Annotated in this window: 17 protein-coding genes; 10 read left to right on the top strand and 7 right to left on the bottom strand. The window is 65.2% G+C overall.

What is annotated here, in order from left to right:
• The first annotated feature begins 197 nt into the window (after positions 1 to 197).
• The 3 genes from VFA60_10510 to VFA60_10500 all read left to right on the top strand — a co-directional run bounded on the left by VFA60_10510 (position 198) and on the right by VFA60_10500 (position 2,914).
• On the top strand, positions 198 to 1,076 hold the full coding sequence (locus VFA60_10510) for a mechanosensitive ion channel family protein (GenBank protein HZQ92213.1): 879 nt from the start codon (positions 198 to 200) through the stop codon (positions 1,074 to 1,076).
• Positions 1,077 to 1,315: 239 nt separating this feature from the next.
• Positions 1,316 to 2,104: an SDR family oxidoreductase gene (locus VFA60_10505; protein HZQ92212.1), complete on the top strand. Its 789-nt coding sequence runs from the start codon at positions 1,316 to 1,318 to the stop codon at positions 2,102 to 2,104.
• 135 nt (positions 2,105 to 2,239) lie between these two features.
• Entirely contained in the window at positions 2,240 to 2,914 is a 675-nt protein-coding gene (locus VFA60_10500) for a hypothetical protein (GenBank protein ID HZQ92211.1), read from the top strand.
• Between the two features lie 93 nt (positions 2,915 to 3,007).
• Here the strand turns inward: VFA60_10500 and VFA60_10495 are convergent, their stop codons facing one another.
• From VFA60_10495 to VFA60_10475, 5 genes are all read right to left on the bottom strand, one after another.
• The gene (locus VFA60_10495) at positions 3,008 to 5,269 is read right to left on the bottom strand and encodes a sodium-translocating pyrophosphatase (protein HZQ92210.1); all 2,262 of its coding nucleotides are present in this window, start codon (positions 5,267 to 5,269) and stop codon (positions 3,008 to 3,010) included.
• A 1,052-nt stretch (positions 5,270 to 6,321) separates the two neighbouring features.
• Positions 6,322 to 6,564, bottom strand: a complete 243-nt coding sequence (locus VFA60_10490) for a hypothetical protein (GenBank protein ID HZQ92209.1) — start codon at positions 6,562 to 6,564, stop codon at positions 6,322 to 6,324.
• A 544-nt stretch (positions 6,565 to 7,108) separates the two neighbouring features.
• The gene (locus VFA60_10485; GenBank protein HZQ92208.1) at positions 7,109 to 9,430 is read right to left on the bottom strand and encodes a hypothetical protein; all 2,322 of its coding nucleotides are present in this window, start codon (positions 9,428 to 9,430) and stop codon (positions 7,109 to 7,111) included.
• Between the two features lie 201 nt (positions 9,431 to 9,631).
• Positions 9,632 to 11,770 (bottom strand): prolyl oligopeptidase family serine peptidase, encoded by a 2,139-nt coding sequence (locus VFA60_10480; GenBank protein ID HZQ92207.1) that lies wholly within the window; start codon positions 11,768 to 11,770, stop codon positions 9,632 to 9,634.
• A 24-nt stretch (positions 11,771 to 11,794) separates the two neighbouring features.
• On the bottom strand, positions 11,795 to 12,784 hold the full coding sequence (locus VFA60_10475) for a polysaccharide biosynthesis/export family protein (protein HZQ92206.1): 990 nt from the start codon (positions 12,782 to 12,784) through the stop codon (positions 11,795 to 11,797).
• 150 nt (positions 12,785 to 12,934) lie between these two features.
• On the opposite strand from VFA60_10475, the gene VFA60_10470 reads away from it, so the two are divergent.
• From VFA60_10470 to VFA60_10460, 3 genes are read left to right on the top strand one after another with little or no spacing between them, the layout of a single operon-like run.
• Positions 12,935 to 13,594 carry a sigma-70 family RNA polymerase sigma factor gene (locus VFA60_10470; GenBank protein HZQ92205.1) on the top strand — a complete coding sequence of 220 codons (660 nt, stop codon included), beginning with the start codon at positions 12,935 to 12,937 and terminating at the stop codon, positions 13,592 to 13,594.
• Positions 13,595 to 13,639: 45 nt separating this feature from the next.
• The gene (locus tag VFA60_10465) at positions 13,640 to 14,428 is read left to right on the top strand and encodes an anti-sigma factor (protein HZQ92204.1); all 789 of its coding nucleotides are present in this window, start codon (positions 13,640 to 13,642) and stop codon (positions 14,426 to 14,428) included.
• 25 nt (positions 14,429 to 14,453) lie between these two features.
• Positions 14,454 to 15,206: an HAD family hydrolase gene (locus tag VFA60_10460; protein HZQ92203.1), complete on the top strand. Its 753-nt coding sequence runs from the start codon at positions 14,454 to 14,456 to the stop codon at positions 15,204 to 15,206.
• Positions 15,207 to 15,369: 163 nt separating this feature from the next.
• Here the strand turns inward: VFA60_10460 and VFA60_10455 are convergent, their stop codons facing one another.
• The gene (locus VFA60_10455; protein HZQ92202.1) at positions 15,370 to 15,921 is read right to left on the bottom strand and encodes a YbhB/YbcL family Raf kinase inhibitor-like protein; all 552 of its coding nucleotides are present in this window, start codon (positions 15,919 to 15,921) and stop codon (positions 15,370 to 15,372) included.
• A gap of 120 nt (positions 15,922 to 16,041) precedes the next feature.
• On the opposite strand from VFA60_10455, the gene VFA60_10450 reads away from it, so the two are divergent.
• On the top strand, positions 16,042 to 17,142 hold the full coding sequence (locus VFA60_10450) for an aromatic ring-hydroxylating dioxygenase subunit alpha (GenBank protein ID HZQ92201.1): 1,101 nt from the start codon (positions 16,042 to 16,044) through the stop codon (positions 17,140 to 17,142).
• Between the two features lie 155 nt (positions 17,143 to 17,297).
• Here VFA60_10450 and VFA60_10445 read toward each other — a convergent pair whose 3' ends face one another.
• Positions 17,298 to 18,491 (bottom strand): radical SAM protein, encoded by a 1,194-nt coding sequence (locus VFA60_10445; GenBank protein ID HZQ92200.1) that lies wholly within the window; start codon positions 18,489 to 18,491, stop codon positions 17,298 to 17,300.
• A 22-nt stretch (positions 18,492 to 18,513) separates the two neighbouring features.
• Here VFA60_10445 and VFA60_10440 point away from each other — a divergent pair, with 22 nt between their 5' ends.
• The 3 genes from VFA60_10440 to VFA60_10430 all read left to right on the top strand — a co-directional run bounded on the left by VFA60_10440 (position 18,514) and on the right by VFA60_10430 (position 20,980).
• On the top strand, positions 18,514 to 19,422 hold the full coding sequence (locus VFA60_10440) for an IS1595 family transposase (GenBank protein HZQ92199.1): 909 nt from the start codon (positions 18,514 to 18,516) through the stop codon (positions 19,420 to 19,422).
• 120 nt (positions 19,423 to 19,542) lie between these two features.
• On the top strand, positions 19,543 to 20,340 hold the full coding sequence (locus tag VFA60_10435) for a hypothetical protein (protein HZQ92198.1): 798 nt from the start codon (positions 19,543 to 19,545) through the stop codon (positions 20,338 to 20,340).
• Positions 20,333 to 20,980 (top strand): PIN domain-containing protein, encoded by a 648-nt coding sequence (locus VFA60_10430; protein HZQ92197.1) that lies wholly within the window; start codon positions 20,333 to 20,335, stop codon positions 20,978 to 20,980. The genes VFA60_10435 and VFA60_10430 overlap by 8 nt, the downstream gene beginning before the upstream one ends.
• Positions 20,981 to 21,034: the final 54 nt, after the last annotated feature.

The raw sequence follows: 21,034 nt of genomic DNA, 5'->3' as shown, positions 1-21,034 counted from the left end.
TGCGGGGGCGCCCCGCGTTCCGCGCCGCGTTCTGCGCGGCGCTGACGCGGGTCAAGACCGCCGCGCCGCGGCCCTTACTCGAAACCTGAAACTCCAAACTTGAAACTTGAAACTTGAAACTGGAGCTGCATCGCCGCTTCCCAACCCGCTTGTTATAATCGCGCGCTGGTTGCGCGCAACACGAGCTCACAAGAGACGTGCAGGACCTGCTCGAATACTGGACCTCCGACTTCGCCTCATGGCTGCGTCATCAGGCCGTCCCCGACCTGCTGCGCATCATTGCCATTCTCGTGGTTGCCATGGTGCTGCTGCGCATGCTGCGCGGCGCCACCGGCCGCCTCGCCGAGTACAGCCGCCGCCAGCCCGCGCTGCCCACGGGCATCCGCGTGCAGCAGCTCCGCACCCTCTCCGGCGTCATCAACAGCGTCGGCGCCGCCGTCATCGTCTTCTTCGCCGTCATTGAAGTCCTCAACACCATGCGCATCGCCGTCGGCCCGCTGCTGGCCAGCGCCGGCATCGTCGGACTCGCCGTCGGCTTCGGCGCGCAAACCCTGGTGCGCGACGTCATCAACGGTTTCTTCATCCTCATGGAGAACCAGTACGACCTCGGCGACATCGTGCGCATCGCCGGCGTCAAGGGCACGGTCGAGAACATGACCCTGCGCAAGACCGTCCTCCGCGACCAGGACGGCTCGCTGCACTTCGTCCCCAACAGCGAAATCAAGATCGTCAGCAACCTCACGCGCGACTGGTCGCAGCTCGCCCTGCACATCAACGTCGCCTACGACGAGAACAGCGATCGCGTCCTCGCCGTCCTCCGCCAGGTCGCTGATGAAGTGCGCCACGATCCCGATTTTGCCGACGCCATGGTCGGCGATCCGGACGTTCCCGGCATCGAGCGCGTCACCGGCGGCGAAGTTGACTACCTCATGCTGGTGAAGACGCGCCCCGCCGACCAGTTGCGTGTCGGCCGCGAGCTGCGCCGCCGCATCAAGGAGTGCCTGGAAAAAAATAACATCCGCCCGGCGCGCCCCGCGCAGGTCGTCGTCGCCGAGCCCGCCCGGCCCCCGCAATAGAAGGGAGATCGCGCGCTGTAGCGGCGGGCGTCCTCGCCCGCCGGCCCCGCGCCCCCGGGCGCCAGGACGGCCCAAATGTTCCGCAGGCTTTGCTTGAAGGGCGGCTGAATGTAGCCAGCACGACGTGCTGGGATAGGAGAGGGAACGGAACCGGTCCCGCGGGGACGCCTGAGTTTTGCTGAATCGCGCTGCAACGGTCTTTACTCGAAACTTAAAACCTGAAACTCGAAACTTGCCTTATGGACCTCGGACTCAAAGACAAAGTCGCCCTCGTCGCCGCCTCCAGCACCGGCATCGGACGCGCCACCGCCGAGCGCTTCGCCGCCGAAGGCGCGCGCGTTGCCATGTGCGCCCGCGGCGAAGCCAAACTCAACGCCGCCGCCGCCGAAATCCGTTCTCGCCATCGTGCCGACGTCTTCGCGCAGGCCCTCGACGTGACCAATCCCTCCGCCGTCCGCGACTTCGTCAGCGCCGTCGCTGCCCGCTTCGGCGGCGTCGATGTCTGCGTGACCAACGCCGGCGGACCTCCCGCCAAGAACTTCCTCTCCGTCACCAGCGACGAGTGGCAGCGCGCCGTCGAGGTGAACTTCCTCAGCGTCGTCTATCTCGCCCGCGAGGTCATTCCCCACATGCAGCGCAAGCGCTGGGGACGCATCGTCACGCTCACGTCCGTGTCGGTAAAGCAGCCCATTGCCGAACTGATCATGTCCAACGCGGTGCGCGCCGCCGTCGTCGGCCTGGTCAAGAGCCTCTCCAACGACTTCGGCCAAGACGGCATCACCGTGAACAACGTCGCTCCCGGATACACCGAAACCGGCCGCCTCAAAGAGCTCGCCGGCACGCGCGCGCTTGCCCTGGGCGTCACGCCCGACCACATCCGCCAGACCTGGTCTGCTGAAATTCCGCTCCGCCGCCTCGCCCGCCCCGAAGAAGTCGCCGACACCATCGTCTGGCTCGCTTCCGAGCGCGCCTCCTACATCACCGGCCAAACGCTGCTCGTCGACGGCGGCATCTACAAGGGCCTGTAGGAGCATCCGGGTACCGCCTTCACTCGCTACTCGCGACTCGCCACCCGGTACTGGTATCATTCTGGCCTCGTTTTCCGCCGCTTCGTCCGGGGTAGCAGCGGTCGGGTTCCCTGCCTGACATCGTTCACCGGCGCGGTGGCATCTACCAATCAGATGTTGCTGTGGCTGCTCACTTCCGTTGTTGCCGCGATGCTCGCGCTGGCGTTGTGGTACGTCGTCCTGCGCAGCGCCAACCGGAAGCGCTCATGTCGCGCGCTGCGCCTCATCGAGGGAGCTCTCGCCGGACACGGCGCCGTCGTCGGCGTGCACTGGACCTCCGCCTCGCGCTTCCACGCCCAGCTCCGCATCTTCACCGCTCCCTTCCAGCATGCCTCGGTTGACGTGCAACTCACCCCGCGCGAGTTCCCGCTGCTCTGGCTGATGTCGGCGGTCCGCAATCAGCCCGAGATGGTCACCTTCGAAGCCGACCTCGGCCTCGCTCCCGACTTCGACCTCGACGTGCAGAACCACCGTTGGATCGGACGCACGCGCCGCCTCAATCCGCGCCGCCCCGTGCAATGGCAGGTGGAGCACACGCAGCCGTTCCTCATCACCACGCGCGAAGAGTGGCGGGGCGAACTCTCGCCCATGATGGACGCGCTGCTCGCCGCGCGCCAGCGCGAGTTTCACGCCGTGCGCTATCGCCGCCGCTCGCCGCAATTCTCCGCCACCATCCCGCTCGACGCCATTCCGCCCAGCGCCGATCCGCGCAGTGGCCTCTTCGAAGCTCTGCGCGAACTCGCCGGCGGAGCTTCCGCCCGCCGCTCGTAATTCATCAGAGATTGTTTCGGGGAAAAAAGACCGGGCCGCGCTGCGTCTGCGGCGCGGCCCGATTCACTGTCCGCCAGCCACGATCCACTGCCGTCAGACAAACAGCGGCGCCATCACCAGCGTGATCGTGCTCAGCAGCTTGATCAGTACGTGCAGCGACGGCCCGGCCGTGTCCTTGAACGGATCGCCCACCGTGTCGCCCACCACCGCGGCCTTGTGGGCCTCCGAGCGCTTGCCGCCGTACTGGCCGGTCTCGATGAATTTCTTGGCGTTGTCCCAGGCGCCGCCGCCGTTGTTCATCATCGTGGCCAGCAGGATGCCGGAGATTGTGCCCACCATCAGCAGCGCCGCCACCGACTCGGCGCCAATCAGGTTCTGCGCCGGCACGCGCACCCCCGCCACCACGATGTCGGTCATCTCGCCCACGCGGAAGCCGGTGAAGTAGCGGAACACCAGGCCCACGGCTATCGGCATGCCGACGGCCAGAATTCCGGGCAGCACCATCTGCCTGAGCGCCGCTCCGGTCACAATGTCCACGCAGCGTCCGTAGTCCGGCTTCGACGTGCCCTGCATGATGCCCGGGTTCTCGCGGAACTGCCGGCGCACTTCTTCGATCACGTACTGCGCCGCCTTGCCCACCGCCTTGATCGCCAGCGACGAAAACAGGAACACCAGCATCGCCCCCAGCAGCGCGCCCACGAACACCGGCACGTTCGCCAGGTTGATGTTCTCGAACGAGTAGCGGAAGTCGGTCACGCCCAGCGGCGCGCCCACCCGCTTGCCCACGATCGCGGAAATCTCATCCAGATACGCCGAAAACAGCAGGAACGCCGCCAGCGCCGCGCTGCCGATCGCGTATCCCTTGGTCAGCGCCTTGGTCGTGTTGCCGACCGCGTCCAGGCGGTCGGTCTTGACGCGAATCTCCTCCGGCTGGTGCGACATTTCGATAATTCCGCCCGCGTTGTCCGTGATCGGACCGAACGTGTCCATCGCCAGAATGTACGCCGCCGTCGAGAGCATGCCCATGGTGGCGATCGCCGTGCCGTAAATTCCCTTGGCGTAATCGCTCATGCCGGCCACGCCTTCCAGGCCCTTCAGCCCGAACCAGTACGCCAGCAGCAGAGCAATGCCAATCACGATCACCGGCAGCGCCGGCGTTTCCAGGCCAACCGCCAGTCCGCTGATGATGTTCGTCGCCGGGCCCGTCGTCGACGCCTTGGCAATCTCCGCCACCGGTCGGTAGCGATACTCGGTGTAGTACTGCGTGATCCACACGAACAGGAACGACGTGATGATCCCCACCACGCCCGACCCCAGGAACCACCAGTTGCCCTGCAGCAGGTAGAAGACCGCCACCGCGAAGCCGGCGATGGCCAGCACCGTCGTCAGGTAGTAGCCGCGGTTCAGGGCCGCCATCGGGTCTTCGGTTTCTTTCGTCTTTACGATCAGGATGCCGAACGTCGACGCGATCAAGCCAAACGCGCGCGCCACCAGCGGGAAGAGAATTCCCTTGATGCCGAAGTGCGGATACAGCGCCGCGCCCAGGATCATCGCGCCCACGTTTTCCGCAGCCGTGGACTCGAACAGGTCGGCGCCGCGGCCGGCACAGTCGCCCACGTTGTCGCCGACCAGGTCAGCGATCACCGCCGGATTGCGCGGATCGTCTTCCGGAATGCCCGCCTCGACCTTGCCCACCAGGTCAGCGCCCACGTCCGCGGCCTTGGTGTAAATTCCGCCGCCCAGCTGCGCGAACAGCGCCACGAAACTTGCGCCGAACCCGAACCCGACAATCTCGTACGGCACCGAGCGCGGGTTGTCCAGGCCATGGAAGAAGAAGAACAGCAAACCCACGCCCAGCAGCGAGAGCGCCACCACCACCAGCCCGGTCACCGCGCCGCCCCTCAGCGCGATCTGCAGCGCGCGGTTCAGCGAAGTGCGCGCCGCGCTCGCCGTCCGGATGTTTGCCCGGATGGAGACGTACATGCCGGTGAATCCGGCCGCGCCCGAGCACGCCGCGCCAATCAGGAACGAGATCACCGTCGGCCACATCACCGCGCGGTTGCGCTCGCTGAGGGAGTAACCCACGGCAAGCACGATCGCCAGCACCACGCTCAGAATGCCGATCGTCTTGTACTGGCGGCGCAGGAACGCCTCGGCGCCTTCCTTGATGGCGTTGCTGATCGCCTGCATCTCGGCCGTTCCCGTGTCGGCCGCCAAAACCTGTCGGGCGAAAACGAACGCCATCAGCAGCGCGGCCACGCTGATTCCCAGCGCCAGCCACAGCCAGTTCGAGCCCTCTCCGGTCGTTGCGCTCCCCTGAAAGTACGCGAGGCTCGCCACCAGCGAAGCAAACATAATGGTTCCTCCGAACGTGCATCACCCGCGCCGCATTCGTGTGCAGGCGCGGGCTTTTGTGATTTCGAGGGACGCGGCTTCAGCGATTTGTTGGGCTCGACTGGGTAGTTCCGGGCTTTAGCCCGGAACGCGAGCCCAGCGAGCGCAGTGCCGTCTGGCGCCCCAAATACATCCCGCGTTCGCTTGCCTCAAACGCGCCTGCGCCACGGACCGCGCGGCTGACGTCGGGAAACGTGAAACGGGAAACTTGAAACGTGCATTTGGAGCGCGCTTCCACCACAAAGAAAGGACTTGAGATTTGGCCGCGCTCTCACCTGTCTTCCATCGATGCTCCGACAGGGCCCGGGAGGCCGGGGTTCCGCCGGCCCAGGCTCATCACCCCAGCCGACACGAAACTATGTCTTATAGCATGCTGCTGCCGGAGGGTCAATTCGCCATGCGGGACGCGAACCCGAACCCTTACCGCGGATGAACGCGGATGAACACGGATTCTCTGCCGCCCGACTGTCCACGATGTAGCGACGGGCGCCCTCGCCCGTCGGCGCGCCACCACGGTCCATCCGTTGGGTGACCACGAACCGCGCGTGACGCGGACGCCCCGGGGCCCCCAACGCGCCCGATTTTGGCGCGATGGCGTGGCGGCCTCGTCCGCGTGCTCGCGCCATCACGACTCATCAGTCCGAGTCATCCTGAGCGAAGCGAAGGACCCCAACACCGCCGCTATCATTCGTGCCGCACCAAGCTTCTCGGCCACGGATGTTGTAGCGGGCACGCCCTCGTCCGGGTGCCTGCACAATTAACGCACATCAGTTGACCTCAATCGCACAATCAAAGATCGGGTCATCCTGAGCCCGCGCTCTTTGCGGGCTCAGGCCGGGGCCCCCGACGCGCCCTCCTTTGGCGCGTTGGGGTGGAGGATTGATGTATTTCGCCCGCACCACCAACACCGCGGATGCCCCACCCTTTCGCCCTCCTTTGGCGAAGGGTGGGGAATTCGCCGCCTTAGGGGTTTTGCTTGAAACTCGAAACTTGAAACTTGAAACTCAGGCCGTTCACGCCGTCTTCCCCTTGCCGTTCTTCCTGGCCCGCTCCGCCGTCTTGTGCGCCTCTTCGCGCCGCCGCCGCTGGTCCGCCAGCAGACGCCGCATCACCTCGCGCTGCTCATGATTCTGCCGCACCAGCGCCTTGGCCCGGTCATAGACGGGAATTTCAGGCGGATGCAGCATCTTGTCGGCCAGCTTGCAGTACTTGTCGGCCAGGGAAATCCTCTCGCCCCTCCGCCTCTCCCTTTCCACGGACACTCCCCCCGCTCAGACGGTCAATGCGATGCCGCTCCGGCCAGAGTCGTTGTCCTATGCCGGACTTCCCCCCGCAGGGGACGCAGAGGACGCGGAGGCTCGCCGAGAGTGCGTAGGCCCGGACGTCACGTCCGGGCGCTTCCGACGGTGCTTGATTTTTCGGTGGAAGCACCGGGCTTCAGCCCGGTGAAAAGGTCGCGCGCTCTCATGGGCTTCAGCCCTGGGCCCTTCTTGTTTTCGGAGGGGCACGGCTTGGTAGGCCCGGGCTTCAGCCCGGGACGCGAGCGGTTGCCAGCGCCGTGCCGTACCAGCCGCCAACGCGAGCGGCTTCAGCCGCTGAGGTCTTCGCTCCTGCCGCGCGAAAGAAATACCTCAGGCGCTCAAGCGCAATCTCAATGCGCCCGGAACGGCGCGGCTGAAGCCACGCCCCTCCGAAAGAAAAAATCCTGCAAGCTTTATGGTTTGGGTTTTGGTCCGTGCTAATCCGCGTTCATCCGCGGTAAGGAAGTTTCCTCTGCGATCTCTGCGGTGAAGACTCGCCCTACCGCAGCACCGAGTAGATATTGCTGAAGTCGTCGGTCCACAGCGGCCCTTCCGGCCCGAGGTCGGTGACCTTCACGCCGGGATCGAGCGGCGGCGCTTTCAGCACCACCGGCGCGCGCTTGAGCAGCACGTAGTTGGTTTCCAGGATGTAGGCGCCGCGTGCGGGCGCGCTGATCTGGATCGCCTCGAGCTTCATCACGCGCGCCAGGTGAGCGAGCACCGGCAGCAGGTTCACCACGCGGTTGGTCACGTGGATGGCGATCAGGCTCTGGTCGTCGCGCAGATGCCGGAAGTAAAGCTCAAAGGCCTGGCGCGTGAGCAGGTGGACGGGGATGGCGTCGCCGCTGAAGGCGTCGAGCACCAGCACGTCGAACTTCTGCAACTGGCCGGAGTCAGCTTCGCGCTGCATGGAGATGCGCGCGTCGCCCAGCACGATCTCGCAGGCGCCGCGGCAGTCGCGCACCGACGTGAAATACGGCTCGGCGCCCTGGCTGAAGGCGGCGACCTGCGGGTTCAGCTCGTAGATGCGGAAGTAGTCGCCCGGCACGGCGTAGTTGGCCAGCGTGCCGGCGCCGAGTCCGACCACGCCGACGCGCAGCGTGGCCTGCTGCGGGTCGGTGCTCCAGCGGCGCGTCTGGTACTTCAGCGCCAGGCCCGCGCCGCTCTGGTTGCCGTAGTACGACGTGGCGCGGTGCCGCATGCCGGGCGCGCGCATCTGTATGCCGTGCAGGATGCGTCCGTGGTAGAGCTCGTAGGCGTGGCGCACCGGGTCATTGGGATCGAGCTCGACGACGCGCGCCACGCCGTAAAAATTGCGCACGCGCGCGATCGGCAGTCCTTCGATTTGCGTGGTGTGCAGGTAGAGCGTGAGCCCGAGCACAATCGCGGCGCCGGCCGCAATCGCCTGCGAGACGCGGCGCCGGCCGCCCGAATCTTCGAGCACGCGGAAGACGATGGCGCCAAGCGCGCACACCGCGAGCGCGATCCAGTAGGCCGCGCGCAGGCCCTGCGAGAGCACCGAGCGGAATTCCATCGCCGCGACGATGGGCAGGACCGCGGCGAGGGTGACGGCCGCCAGCGACTTCCACGCTTCGGCGCGGCGCAGCCAGGAATCGGGATCGCGCAGCTGCGCCAGCACCGCCAGCAGCGCGGCGGCGAACACAGAGATGTGGAACTCCCAGACGTCGGGGAGAAGATGCGGCGCCAGCAGCGCGACGAACGTGCTGCCCACGGCGCCGCCCAGCGCGATGGCGACGTAGAAGCGCGTGAGCTGGCGCTTGTCGTCACCGGCCGCCGCCGGCTTCAGCCGCGCCAGTTCGCCGTGCAGCACGATGCATCCGGCGAGCAGCAGCAAGTTATAGAGCCAGATTTCGATCCGCACCTTGATGAAGCCGCTGCGGAACAGCGCGTAGAGCATGGCCGCGATCGCGACGCCCAGCGCCGGCAGGAAGATGCCGCGGCGATAGAAGCGGTCGTTGTTGAACGTGACGATGAACGAGATCAGGTAGAGCGAGAGCGGCACCACCCACAGCAGCGGGACCGCGGCCACGTCCTGCGAGAGAAAGTTCGTGGTGGCCAGCATCAGGCTGGAGCCGCCGGCGGAGAGCAGGATCCAGGACGCGGCGATGACCTGAGGCCGCGTTCCCCAGGTTGTCGTGGCGGCGCGTGGTGCTTTCGCGCGCTGCTTCTTCGGTCCACTCTCGGCAGCGGCCGGCACTGGTTCAATGCGGCTGGCGCCGAGCCCGCAGACGATGACGCCGCCGACGAACGCCGCGTAGCCGATGGCCCAGAGCCATCCCTGTGTGATCAGCGTCGTTCCGGGCTCGACCACGAAGGGATAGGTGAGCAGTCCGGCGAGCGAGCCCAGGTTCGACAGCGCGTAGAGCCGATACGGCGCGACGCCCTGCGAGCGCGCGTACCAGTCCTGCAGCAGCGGCGACGTGGTGGAGAGCAGCAGGAACGGCAGGCCGACGCTGGTGACGAGCAGCAGCAGCAGTCCGAGCGTGGGCCTGGCGCCGGTGATCGCGGGCGCGGCGACCGGCGTGATGGGCGAGCGCCAGGCAACGGCGTGCACCGCGAGCAGGGCCAGCGACACGATCATCAGCGCGGCCTGAAGGCGGAAGCGCGCGCGGGGCGCGAGCTTGCCGGTCGCGTGGGTGAAGGCGTATCCGGCGAGCAGCAGCGCCTGGAAAAAGAACACGCTGGTGGTCCACACGCCCGCCGTCCCGCCGAACCACGGCAGGATGCACTTGGCGATGATGAGCTGCACCTGGAACAGCAGGAAAGCGCTCAGCGCGGTGACGGCGGCATAAAGCGCCATCGGCGACGCAGACCTGGATTGCTGCAACGCGGGCCGGGACGAGGCTTCCATTGGGCGAAGGACGATGTTATCGCAAGGTGAGCAGATGAAATCAGCAGCAGGCACTTAGTACCGATCGTGGAGGCCGCTGCACGGACGCTTTCGTTCGCGAAAATCGAGCGCGGCGGTGACCTTGGCGCGGCCAGAAATGGCGCCAGGCCGCTACGGCTTGACGCCGAGCTGCCAGAACAAGAACGACCAGATGTCGGCGCCTTCCTCGATCTGCTTGGTGACGGGCTTGCCGGCGCCGTGTCCGGCCTTGGGCTCGATGCGCAGCAGGATCGGGTTGGGTCCGGCGTTGGCGGCTTGCAGGCGCGCGGCCATCTTTTTGGCGTGCATGGGATCGACGCGGCTGTCGCTGTCGGCGGTGGTGAGCAGCACGGCCGGGTACTTCACGCCGTCCTTGACGTGGTGATACGGCGAGTAGGCGTAGAGGAAGTCGAACTGCCTGGCGTCTTCGGCCGAGCCGTATTCGGGAACCCAGAGCTTGGCGATCTTGAAGTTCTGGTAGCGCAGCATATCGAGCAGCGGCACCTGGCAGATGACGGCGCGGTAGAGATCGGGGCGCTGGGTGAGCGCGGCGCCCACGAGCAGCCCGCCGTTGGAGCCGCCCTGGATGGCGAGGTGCTCGCGCGAGGTGTACTTCTCGGCGATCAGGTATTCGGCGGCGGCGATGAAATCGTCGAAGACGTTCTGCTTCTTGTCGAGCATGCCGGCGCGGTGCCAGTCTTCGCCGAACTCGGAGCCGCCGCGCAGGTTGGCGAGCGCATAAATGCCGCCGTGCTCGAGCCAGACGTAGAGCGAGCGGTTGAACGCGGGGCGCTCGCTCACGTTGAAGCCGCCGTAGCCGGTGAGCAGCGTGGGGTTCGAGCCGTCCTGCTTCAGGCCCTTGCGCGCCACGATGAACATGGGCACGCGCGTGCCGTCTTTCGACGTGTACCAGACCTGGCGAACGTCGTAGGGCGAAGCGTCAACCGGCGCGGCGACGCGCGCCCACTCCGACGACCGCCGCGTGCGCATGTCGTAGTGGAAGACGGCGGGCGGCACGACGAACGAGTTGAAGCTGAAGAAGGCGTCGTTGCTGTCGTAAGTGCCGCCGAACGCGGGCACGGTGCCGAGGCCCGGCAGCTTCGGTTCGGCTTCGAGCTTGCCGTCGAGCGAGTAGACCTTCAGCAGCGAGGTGGCGTTCTTCTCGCCGGTGGCGAAGATCTTTCCGCCGACGATGCCGGCCGTTTCGATCACCGCGTCAGACTGGGGAACGATTTCACGCCAGTTGGCGCGCGCCGGGTTCGCGGCCGCAACCTTGAAGATGCGGTAGCGCGGCGCGTCTTCGTTGCTGTGGATGTAGAGCTCGCCGCGGAAAAAGTCGGCGGTGTAGAGAAATTCTTTGCCCTGGGTGATCTCGACGAAGGGCGCGCTGGAGGCGCGTTCCTTCAGGAAGAGCTGCGTTTTCGTCCAGCCAGTGGAGAGGCCCACCAGCAGCCACTTGCCGTCCTCCGACACCTGGACGCTGGTCCACTGGTCGGGCTTCACGTCTTCTTTCAGAGGAAAGACGAGCGCGTCGGCGCCCCCGTCAGGGCTGGAGCCGAGCTGGTGGAAGAAGACCCTGCGGTGGTAGAACTCTTCGCCCGCGGGCACTTCGCCGGCGCGGGGATAGCGCGTGTAGTAGAAGCCGGAGTTGTCGGGCAGCCAGGCGACGCTGGCGGCGCGCGTGCGGTCGATGGCTTCCGCGAGTTTGCGGCCGGTCGAGATTTCCATCACGTAGAGCGTGCTCATCTCCGAGCCGGAGGAGGAGAGGCCGTAGGCAACGTACTTGCCGTCGTGCGTCGGGTACCACCAGTCGAGGGCGACGGTTCCGTCGGCGGCGAGCTGGTTGGCGTCAACCAGCACGCGGTCTTTGCCGGCGAGGCCTTCGCGGACGTAGAGGATGGGCTGGTTCTGCCCGCTGTCGCGGCGCGTGTAAAGGAAATACTTGCCGGCGACGGAGGGCGCGGTCACCGTGCCGATGTTGAGCAGCTCGGTGAGGCGCGCGTGGATGCGGTCGCGCCCGGGGAGCGGATCGAGCCGGCTGCGCGTATAGGCCAGCTGATCGGCGACGTAGCGCTGCGTCTCAGGGCTGTCGGCGTTTTCCATCCAGCGGTAGGGATCGACGATCCGGTGGCCGTGGATGACGTCTTCGACGGGCTCGGGTTTGGCGCGGGGCGGAGCCTTGGGCGCGGCGGCGTCGGCGGAGCTGTCGCCCGCCTGGGCGAAGGCGAGGGCGGCGATGAGCATGAGGGCGAAAAAGCAGAAGGCGCGCATGTCGGTACAGCGTAACAGAACGCGCTAGCGGCGGTAGATGGCGAGCCCGGTGGTTATCGAGACGATGGATTCCAGGCTCCGGCGGGCGGCGCTCTTGGCGGCGCTGGAGGGGATGAACAGGATGTCGTCGCCCTGAAGCGGGACGTCGGGCGCCTTGTCGGAGATGATTTTGGCCAGCTCGAGCGGAACTTCCTGGCGTCCCTGCTGGGTTTTGCGAATCAGCTTGGCGGAATTCAGCTTGGCGACGTGGCTGGGGCCACCGGCGAGGGCAAGGGCCTGGAGCACGGTGAGCGAGCCGTTGTTGTCCATCACGTAGCCGCCGGGACGGCCGACTTCGCCGGTGACGTAGACGACGCCGGCGCGTGAGACCAGGACGGTGTCGCCGGGGAAGACCTCGACGTTACTGGTGAGGGCCTGCACCGGGTCCTGGGAGAAGTTCACGGTGATGGGATCGCCGGGCCTGTCGCGGCGTGTGATGGTCACGGCCGAGCCGGCGCCCTTGGTGAGGCCGCTGGCGGCGGAGATCACGTCGAAGAGACGGCGCGGGCCGAGAATCGGGTAAATGCCCGGCTTGTTCACCTCGCCGAGCACGGTCACGCCCTGCGTGGCGTACTCCTTAATGATGATGGAAATGTGCGGGTTCTTCAGGTAGCCGTCGGCGACGTAGCGCTTTTCCAGCGCGCTCTGCGCTTCTTCCGGGGTGAGGCCGCTGAGCTTGAATGGCCCGATCAGCGGGAGCATGGCTTCGCCGCCGCCGGCGATGCGCGTTTCCGTCTTCATGTCGGGGACGCCGTAGACGTCGAACAGCAGCAGGTCGCCGGGTCCAAGGCGCAACTTGCCCTCGCCGGAGTCGCCGGCGCGTGGCGCAGCGGTCGCATCCGGAGACACGGGGGCGACAATGGGCGTGGGACCGGCCGGCTCCTGCGATTGCACGGGCGTCTGCGCGGCGGCCGGGGCCAGCGCGATGCAGATCAGCAGCGCCGTCGAAGCGGTGGCGAAGCGACGCGTTTTCACGGGAGTTCTGAACGGGAGTTTAGCACGGAAAAAACCGGTGCCGGGCGCCGAGTGGCGAGTACCGAGTTGGCGAGGTGGCTTCGTCTCCCTCCCGCTGGGATAGGGCGCGCCAGCAGATGTGGGTCGCCCGCCACCAGGCCGTCCGGTATCATGCTGCGGCGGCAATCCGGCGGGCGGGCGGCCCGCGTACTTCAGAAGGAGTGGAACATCCCGGAAGCGTCCCATCCACGTTCCGGCCGTAATCCAGCGCAAAGCGGCGTCCAGAGCGGCGCGCCGGCGGCAGGCCCACGCGAGGCCGGCGAGCTGGTGTCGCGGATTCGCGCCGGCGACGAGAGCGCCATCGGGGAGCTGTACGACCGCTACTCGTGCGTGGTGTACGGCGCTGCGCTGCGCGTGCTGGGCGACACCGGCGCGGCCGAAGATGTGCTCCAGGACGTCTTCATGCAGTTGTGGCGGAACCCCTCAGCCTTCAACGCCAACCGCGGGAGCCTCGCGGCATGGCTCTCGGTGATCGCGCGCAACCGGGCCATCGACCGTCTGCGGCGGCGCAAGCCGGAAACCGACTTCGAGGACGTGGCGCTCAGCGTGGACGCCGGCCTGGACGATGCGGCCGAGCGCGCACGCGCCATCGAAAAAGTGCGCGGAGTGCTGGCGGGCATTCCCGGCGAGCAGCGCGCGGCGGTGGAGATGGCGTTTTTCGAGGGCATGACGCACAGCGAGATCGCGCAAAAAACCGGGCAGCCGCTGGGCACGGTGAAGACGCGCATCCGGACGGCCCTGCTCACCCTGCGCAGGGCGCTGGGGCGATGACGCGGACCGGACGATGACGCGAAATAGACGATGAACGCAAAATAGATGACGACGCACGAACAATTCGCGGCCGATTTCCTGCCGTATCTGCTGGGCGAGCTTTCGCCGGCGGAGCAGGCGGAGCTGGAGCGGCATCTGGGCTCGTGCGGCGAGTGCCGCGCCGAGCTGGAGCGCTCGCGCACCGACCTGGCCATGCTGTCGCTGAGTTCGGCAGACGCGGCGGCGCCGCCGGCGGCGCGTGCGCGGCTGATGGCGGCGGTGGCGCGCGAGCCGCGCATGGCGCCGCGCCGGGCCGCGATTGGCGCGTCGCACCTTGGCTGGCGCTGGCGCGCCGGCAGTTGGGCGCCGGCGCTGGCGGCCGTCGTGCTGGCGGTGTTCGGACTGATCCAACTGAAGGAGCGGCGCGAGCTGCGGCAGGAACTGGCCGACACGAACGCGCGGCTGGCCGAGACCGATGCCAGGTATGCGAAGGCGCGGGAGCTGCTGGAAGGGCTGACGTCGCCGGATGCGATGCGCGTGACGCTGGTAGCGGCGGGCGCCAGGCCGCAGCCCACCGCGCGCGCCATGTACATGCCGCATAAGGGCACGATCGTTTTCATGGCCAGCAACCTGGCGCCGCTGCCGGCGAACAAGGTGTATCAGCTTTGGGTGGTGCCGAAGACGGGCGCGCCGATTCCCGCCGGGACGTTCAAGCCGGATGCCTCCGGCGGGGCGATGATGATGCACGACGCCGGAGCTGACCTCTCGCCCAAGATGTTCGCGGTGACCATTGAAGCTGATCCCGGGGCCTCCACGCCAACCATGCCGATGGTGCTGGCGGGGGAGGCGGGGTAGAGCCGAGTACGCTTCGTTTTGAAAATTGTTATCCCACGTCAGCGCCGCCAAGGGTACGGCGCGAACGCAGGGCGCCCTCACGCGTTATCATCGCGGGTTGAAACTCAAGGCCATCTTCTTCGACGCGGGGAACACGCTGGTGTTTCCCGATTTGCGGCGCACGCTGGCGCCGCTGCTCGACCGCGGCGTGGAGCCTTCGCCCGAGCAGCTGCGTGCGGCTGAACGCGAGGCGCGGCGGCGTCGCGATGCGGCGGCAGCTGACGGCCACAAACTCGGCGATCAACACTACTGGGAAGTTTTTTGTTCCGGGCTGCTGCGGCAGCTCGCGATCGACGATCGTGACGCCTCTCAACGGCTCCTTCCCGCCCTGGTCGCTGAGGCACGCAATTCGCAGAACTGGGACCGCGTGCTGCCGGGAACGCGCGAGGCGTTGGCGACGCTGCGCTCGCGGTACGGGCTGGGCGTGATCAGCAATTCGGACGGAAGTGTGGAGAAGCTGCTGGAGCGAATTGGTCTGGGCGGGTGTTTCGATTCCGTCACCGACTCTGGCGTGATTGGCCATGAGAAGCCTGACCGGCGGATTTTCGAGGCCGCGCTCACGACAATGAAGGCGAGCGCCGATGAGTCGCTGTATGTCGGTGATATCTACTCGGTCGACTACCTGGGCGCGATGAACGCGGGAATGCGGGCAATGCTGTTCGATGTGAGCGGGACGTATTGCGGGACGGATTTGCCGCGGGTGGAGTCGATGGAAGAGTTGGTGGCGAAGTTGATGTGAGTACTGAGTACCTGGCGCCGAGTTGATCCACGCTGGCGCAGATCTTCACCACCGATTCTGCTACTGCACGGCGATGAAGGAAGCGGCGAGGTGATCGCGCAGCGGCCGGTGGCCAACGAGGCGGAGGCTCTGCGGCGCTTTCTGCCCTCGCTGCCGGCCCTGATCAGCGGGCTCGCGCGTAGGTTCCGGTCAGTTCCGCAGTCGCCAGCGGATGTGCGCCGATGGCGCGCAGTACGGCTGCTTTCGTTTGGCCGGCGGGAAGGCCGAGCGTGCCGGAGAGCGCGTAGAGTTTGAAGCGGTAGTGATGCGGCTTGCCGGGCGGCGGACACGGTCCACCGTAGCCCACTCTCCCGAAGCCGGTGCGGCCCTGGCGCCCGCCTGCGGGCAAGGCATCGGCTTTCGGCACGCCCTCGGGAAGCGCGTGCACGCCGGCCGGGAGATCGTAGGCGACCCAGTGGACAAAGTCGCCGCCGGGAGCGTCCGGATCGTCGACGATCAGCGCGAATGCCTTTGTGCCGCTCGGCGGATCGGACCAGGCCAGGGCCGGCGAGGCGTCTTCGCCGTCGCACGTGAATTTGCGCGGAATGGGCTGATTGTTCTGGAAACTCGAGCTGGTCAGCGTGAACGCCACGGCGTCGCCTCCTTTGGGTGCGTGTTGCGGCGGAGCGGCGCCGGCGAAGCTGAACAACGCCAGAATGATCAGGACCTCGCGCATAAGGTTCCTCAAGCCGCCGCTCAGAGTGTAATCAGCCGGCGCTTGCGCCGGGCGCGCCGCGCGCCCGTTTTGCCCGCTTGCAGGCGCGCACGGGCCGCAGGGTCAATTATCATCTTGGCCGTGTCTGAACCGCGCCTGATCAAGTCCGATGCCGGCGTGCACGGCGACGTGGCCCGCTCGTGGACGCTGCCTTCCAATCTTTACACCGATCCGGCCGTGCTCGCCGCCGAGAAAGAAAAAATTTTCGCGCGAACCTGGCAACTGGCCGGACGCAGCGAGCAGGTGCGCAATGCGGGCGACTATTTCACCACGGAAGTTGCGGGCGAGCCGCTGCTGGTGGTGCGCGGCTCGGACAAGTATCTGCGCGGCTTCTACAACGTGTGCCGGCATCGCGCCGGTCCGCCGGCGGAAGGCTGCGGCTCAAGGAAGGTCTTTCGCTGCGGCTATCACGGCTGGACGTACGGCCTCGACGGACGCCTGATCACCGCGCCGGAGATGGAAGGCGTGGAGGACTTCGCGCCCGAGAAGTTCGGCCTCACGCCGATCAAGGCGGCCGAGTGGTCGGGCCTGGTGTTCGTAAACCTGGATGGCGGCGCGCCGGATTTGCGGAAGTGGCTGGGCGAGCTGCCGGCGCAGGCGGAGAAGTTTGGCCTGGAGCGCATGAGGCTGCACGAACGGCGTGAATACGTGATGGAGTGCAACTGGAAGACGTATATCGACAATTTTCTCGAGGGGTATCACCTGCCGAGCGTGCATCCCAGTCTGAACCGCGAGCTGGACTACTCGGCGTACCGCGCCGAGACGGCCGCGACATACTCGCGGCAGTGGAGTCCGATTCGTCCGCCAGAGAAGGGAAGCGAGTCGCGGCGCTACGACGCGGCGCAGGCGGGACAGACGGCGGAGTACTTCTGGATCTTTCCCAACTGGATGCTGAACTGCTATCCGGACAACGTCTCGGTGAACATCGTGCTGCCGCTCGGGCCGGAAAAGTGCGTGGCCGTCTTCGAGTGGTATTTTCCCGAGTCCGCGCTGCAGACGGAGACGCCGGCCAAGACGGTCGCCTTCAGCGACGAAATCCAACTGGAAGATGGCGGCATCTGTGAGAAGGTGCAGCGCAATCTGCGATCACGGAGCTATCAGCGCGGGCGGTTCAGCGTGAAGCAGGAGAAGTGCGTGCATCATTTTCATGCTCTCTACCAGAGGGCGATGGAGCGCGGGTAGCTGCTGGCTTCTGGCTTCTGGCTCGGGAACGGGACGCGGCGGGCGCGGCGGCGATGGCGCAGGAATCGGCGGCGAAGGCGGCGGCGCGGCCGCGATGCCGGTGGGCGTGGTGGAAGCCGATCCGGCGAGGACCAAGTTCTTTCGCGTGAGCGGAACTAGACGGCTGGTCGGCGCCGCGACGGCAGGTCTGATGCTGGGGATGTTCGTGGGCTGGCTGCGGCAACGGCAGTGAACAGGTCCAGCTGTTCGCTGCTGCCGGCAGCGGTTCCCACGGTCGCGCCGCCAAGATCTTGGCGCAAACGCGGGGCACCCTGCGCGTCGAGAGCTTCGCGGCGCTGGGCAGGCGCCGAGGCCATCTGCTCGCGATGCAGGCCGTGCTTGCGGCGGAGCTTGGCCATCAGGCCGGAGATGCGGCGGCGGTAGGCGGTGTCCACGAAGGCGCGCTCGCCGTAGCGCGCCTGGTAACTCTTCACCAGCTGCGGGAATTTCTCTTCCAGGAACGGCAGGAACACCTTCGCCGAGCACGGCTTCAGGAACAACGGATTGGCGTAAATGTATTTGCCGCCGGCCTGGGCGACGGCGCGCACGAGCGCGTCGAGGTCGCAAGGCGCGTCGGTGATGCCGGGGATGACGGGCGCGCAGATCACGCCGGCTTCGAGGCCGCCCTCGACGAGCTTGCTGACGGCGTCGAGGCGGAGATCGGGGCGCGGCGCGCGCGGCTCGAGCAGGCGCGCCAGGTCCGCGTTCAGCGTGGTGATGGTGATGTTCACGAACAGCTGGTTGCGGCGCGCCACTTCGCGGAGCACGTCGAGGTCGCGCAGGACCAGGGTGGACTTGGTGACGATGCCGAGCTTCAGGCCGCGGTGGCGGGCGAGTTCTTCCATGATGCCGCGCGTGACCTGATAGCGGCGCTCGGCGGGCTGCCAGGGGTCGGTGGCGGTGCCGATGGCGATTTCCTCGCCGGGCTTCACGCGCCGGAGGTCTCGGCGGAGCTGCTCCGCCGTATGCTGCTTCGCGTAAATCTTGCGCTCGAAGTCGAGCCCGTCGCGCATCTCCATGAACTCGTGCGTGTAGCGGGCGTAGCAGTACTTGCAGGCGAATTCGCAGCCGCGGTAGGGGTTGATGGTCCAGGAGAAGGGCATGCGCGGCACGTTGCAGCGGTTGAGGATCGAGCGCGTGCCGATGGTGAAGTATTCCACGTTGTGTCCGGCGGAGAGAGATGCGCCCTCGGCGGCCAGGCGGGCAATGCCGACCAGGTTGGCGGCGGGCGTGGGGAAGAGGGTAATTATCCCTTGACAACAAGTAGAACAAAAGGCGATACTATGGCCCATGAATCGGAGACAGACCATCCCGAAAGAGCTTCGGTACACGGTGGAGCAGTTCCACGCCGAGTTTCCGAATGACGATGCGTGCCTTGAACATGTCAAAGAGCAGCGTTGGCCCGGTGGCGTCACCTATTGCGCGAAATGCGAGCAAGAGCGCAAACACCACCGGGTACGCGGTCGCACGGCGTATGCGTGCGACCACTGCGGGAACCACATCTACCCGCTCGCTGGCACGATCTTTGAAAAGAGCACCACGTCTTTGCGTCTCTGGTTCTATGCCATGTACCTGATGGGCTCGACTCGCTGTGGCATCTCCGCGAAACAGATTCAGCGCGAGCTTGGCGTCACGTACAAGACCGCGTGGCGCATGTTCAAGCAGATTCGCACGCTGCTGGCCGAAGATGTGAGTTTGGAGGGCTCCTCAGTTGAGGTTGACGAAACTTATGTAGGCGGCGTCCGCAAGTATGGGGCTGGCCGCCCGATGCGTGGCGACAAGAAAAAGACGCCAGTGATGGGCTTAGTGGAACGCGGCGGCAAGGTTGTCGCGCTGGCGCTAGATGATGTGACTGGCGCGACGTTGCTCGGCAACGTTCGCAAGTATGTACTGCCGAAGTCCACCGTGTTCACAGACGAACTGAAGGGCTACGAGGGCATCAAGCACATGCCGCAGATGGGTTACCGGCATCGCCGCATCAAGCACAGCGCGGGTGTGTACGTGAAGGGAAACGTCCACACGAACACGATTGAGGGCTTCTGGTCGCTGGTGAAGCGTGGCATCGGCGGCGTGTATCACGCCGTGAGCAAGAAGCACTTGCAGAGCTATTTGAATGAGTACACGTTCCGGTACAACCGGCGCGAGATGGGCAACCTTATTTTTGGGGAGATTTTGAAGAAGGTTTCTGAGCGGGCGTGTGAATCGCCCGCTCGACGAGTCGCTGGAATTCCTGTCGTGTAAATGGCCGCTGATTATTGCGTGAATCGCCCTTCGGATTCTTGGCGGAAGGCGCAGGGTGATTCTTCATAAAGTGGCCCAATTGACGTGTGCCTACCCAAGCGTATCATGGGAGGCCGCAAAATGCCGCAACCGATATTTTTCCGCGTAGGCAATAGTGACCGCATTACGCTCCCGGCGTTTATTGCGCGCCTGCGGAGCTTCCTCGGCGTCCTCCAGGACTTGGATTCTGCTTTGTCTGACGATCCGCGCGGCAGCGTGAAGTGGGAAGTGTCTGTGCTGCGCAAAGCGAGTCCGCCCGTAGTAGGGGTGACGCCCTTTCCGCGCCGCGTTGACATGCCGGATTGGAGCGAGGCAATCAACGAGCAGGTGCTTACCAATATTCACATGCTGTCTCAATCTGCGGAGCGCACGCCGCGCATGCCCGATTCTGCCCTGGCGAAGATTAAGAATTTGGCTAGGAACGTAAAGCAGCTAGGGCCGTCCGCCATATATGTTGGCGAGAACGGTCATGCGAAGAAAGAAGAATTGATAACCGAAGCAACGTTGAGGAATGTCAAGGAACTGACCGATCCCAAGTATGCCGCTTACGGTTCCGTGATTGGCCGTCTGGAATCGTTGTCGGTTCACAGAGCCCACGAATTTCGCGTGTGGGATAAGAACACCGGCAAGCCGGTGCGCTGCCAGTTTTCGCCTGAGCGCATAGCGCAAGTGAAGGACATGCTCCCCGCGACCGTGATTGTGTCCGGCATTGTTCATGCGAACAGTGCAGGCATACCCATTAGCGTTGACCTCGAAGACCTGGGGTTATACGCAGAGACAGAATCCCTGCCCACTATCGAAGAAATGGCCGGCCTCGTTGATGATTTCACTGGCGGACGAACGCTCAAGGAATATTTAGAGGATATGGCTGATGAGTAAGCTGCGCAAACTGTACTGGGACACAACCTGCTTCATCTGCTTTCTTAACCGAAAAGAGGATGATCGCAGATTGATCTGTCAGGATGTTCTACTGCATGCGCAGCGCAAAGAAATAGAAATCTGGACTTCCATGTTCACGATTGCTGAGGTAATCAGGCCGCGACGGATGCAGCCAGTCATTCCAAATCTCCCTGATTGGGCAACCAGGCCGCTTACATCCAAAGACCCAGAACTGCAAAAACTCTTCAAAGGCGAGGAGAACCAAATCAAGGAGGTGTGGGAGTACTACCACAGGAACACCGCTCCTTATGAGCGATTGACGAAGGATCAAATCAACAACATAGCCGGAATGTTCGAGTGGAAGTTCATTCAGAAGGTGCTTGTAGACGAGCGAACGGCTAAAAAAGCGGTCGAACTGTCTAGGGATTACGACCTGAAGCCTGCTGACGCCATTCATGCTGCGTCTGCAATTCTGAAGAGAGTGGATGCGCTTCAGCGCTGGGACAAAGACTTCGACAAGGTGAAGTCACTTATCGCCGTCGAGGAACCGGTGCGGCTGTCCGCCCAAAATGAGCTCATTCCTGATTTTCGGAGGCTCGGGCCCCATCCAGAGGACTTTGAGCCCAAGGCTCCGGGGTAACTTGTTCTGAGGGAATATTTACCGGGAAGAGCGACATTCGCTTTTTATTCGCTT

It is taken from the genome of Terriglobales bacterium, from assembly GCA_035651995.1.
In the GTDB taxonomy this organism is placed as follows: Bacteria; Acidobacteriota; Terriglobia; order Terriglobales; family Acidobacteriaceae; genus DASRER01.
The sequence above is the reverse complement of the archived record's forward strand: the minus strand, read 5'-3'. Positions and strand labels throughout refer to the sequence as shown.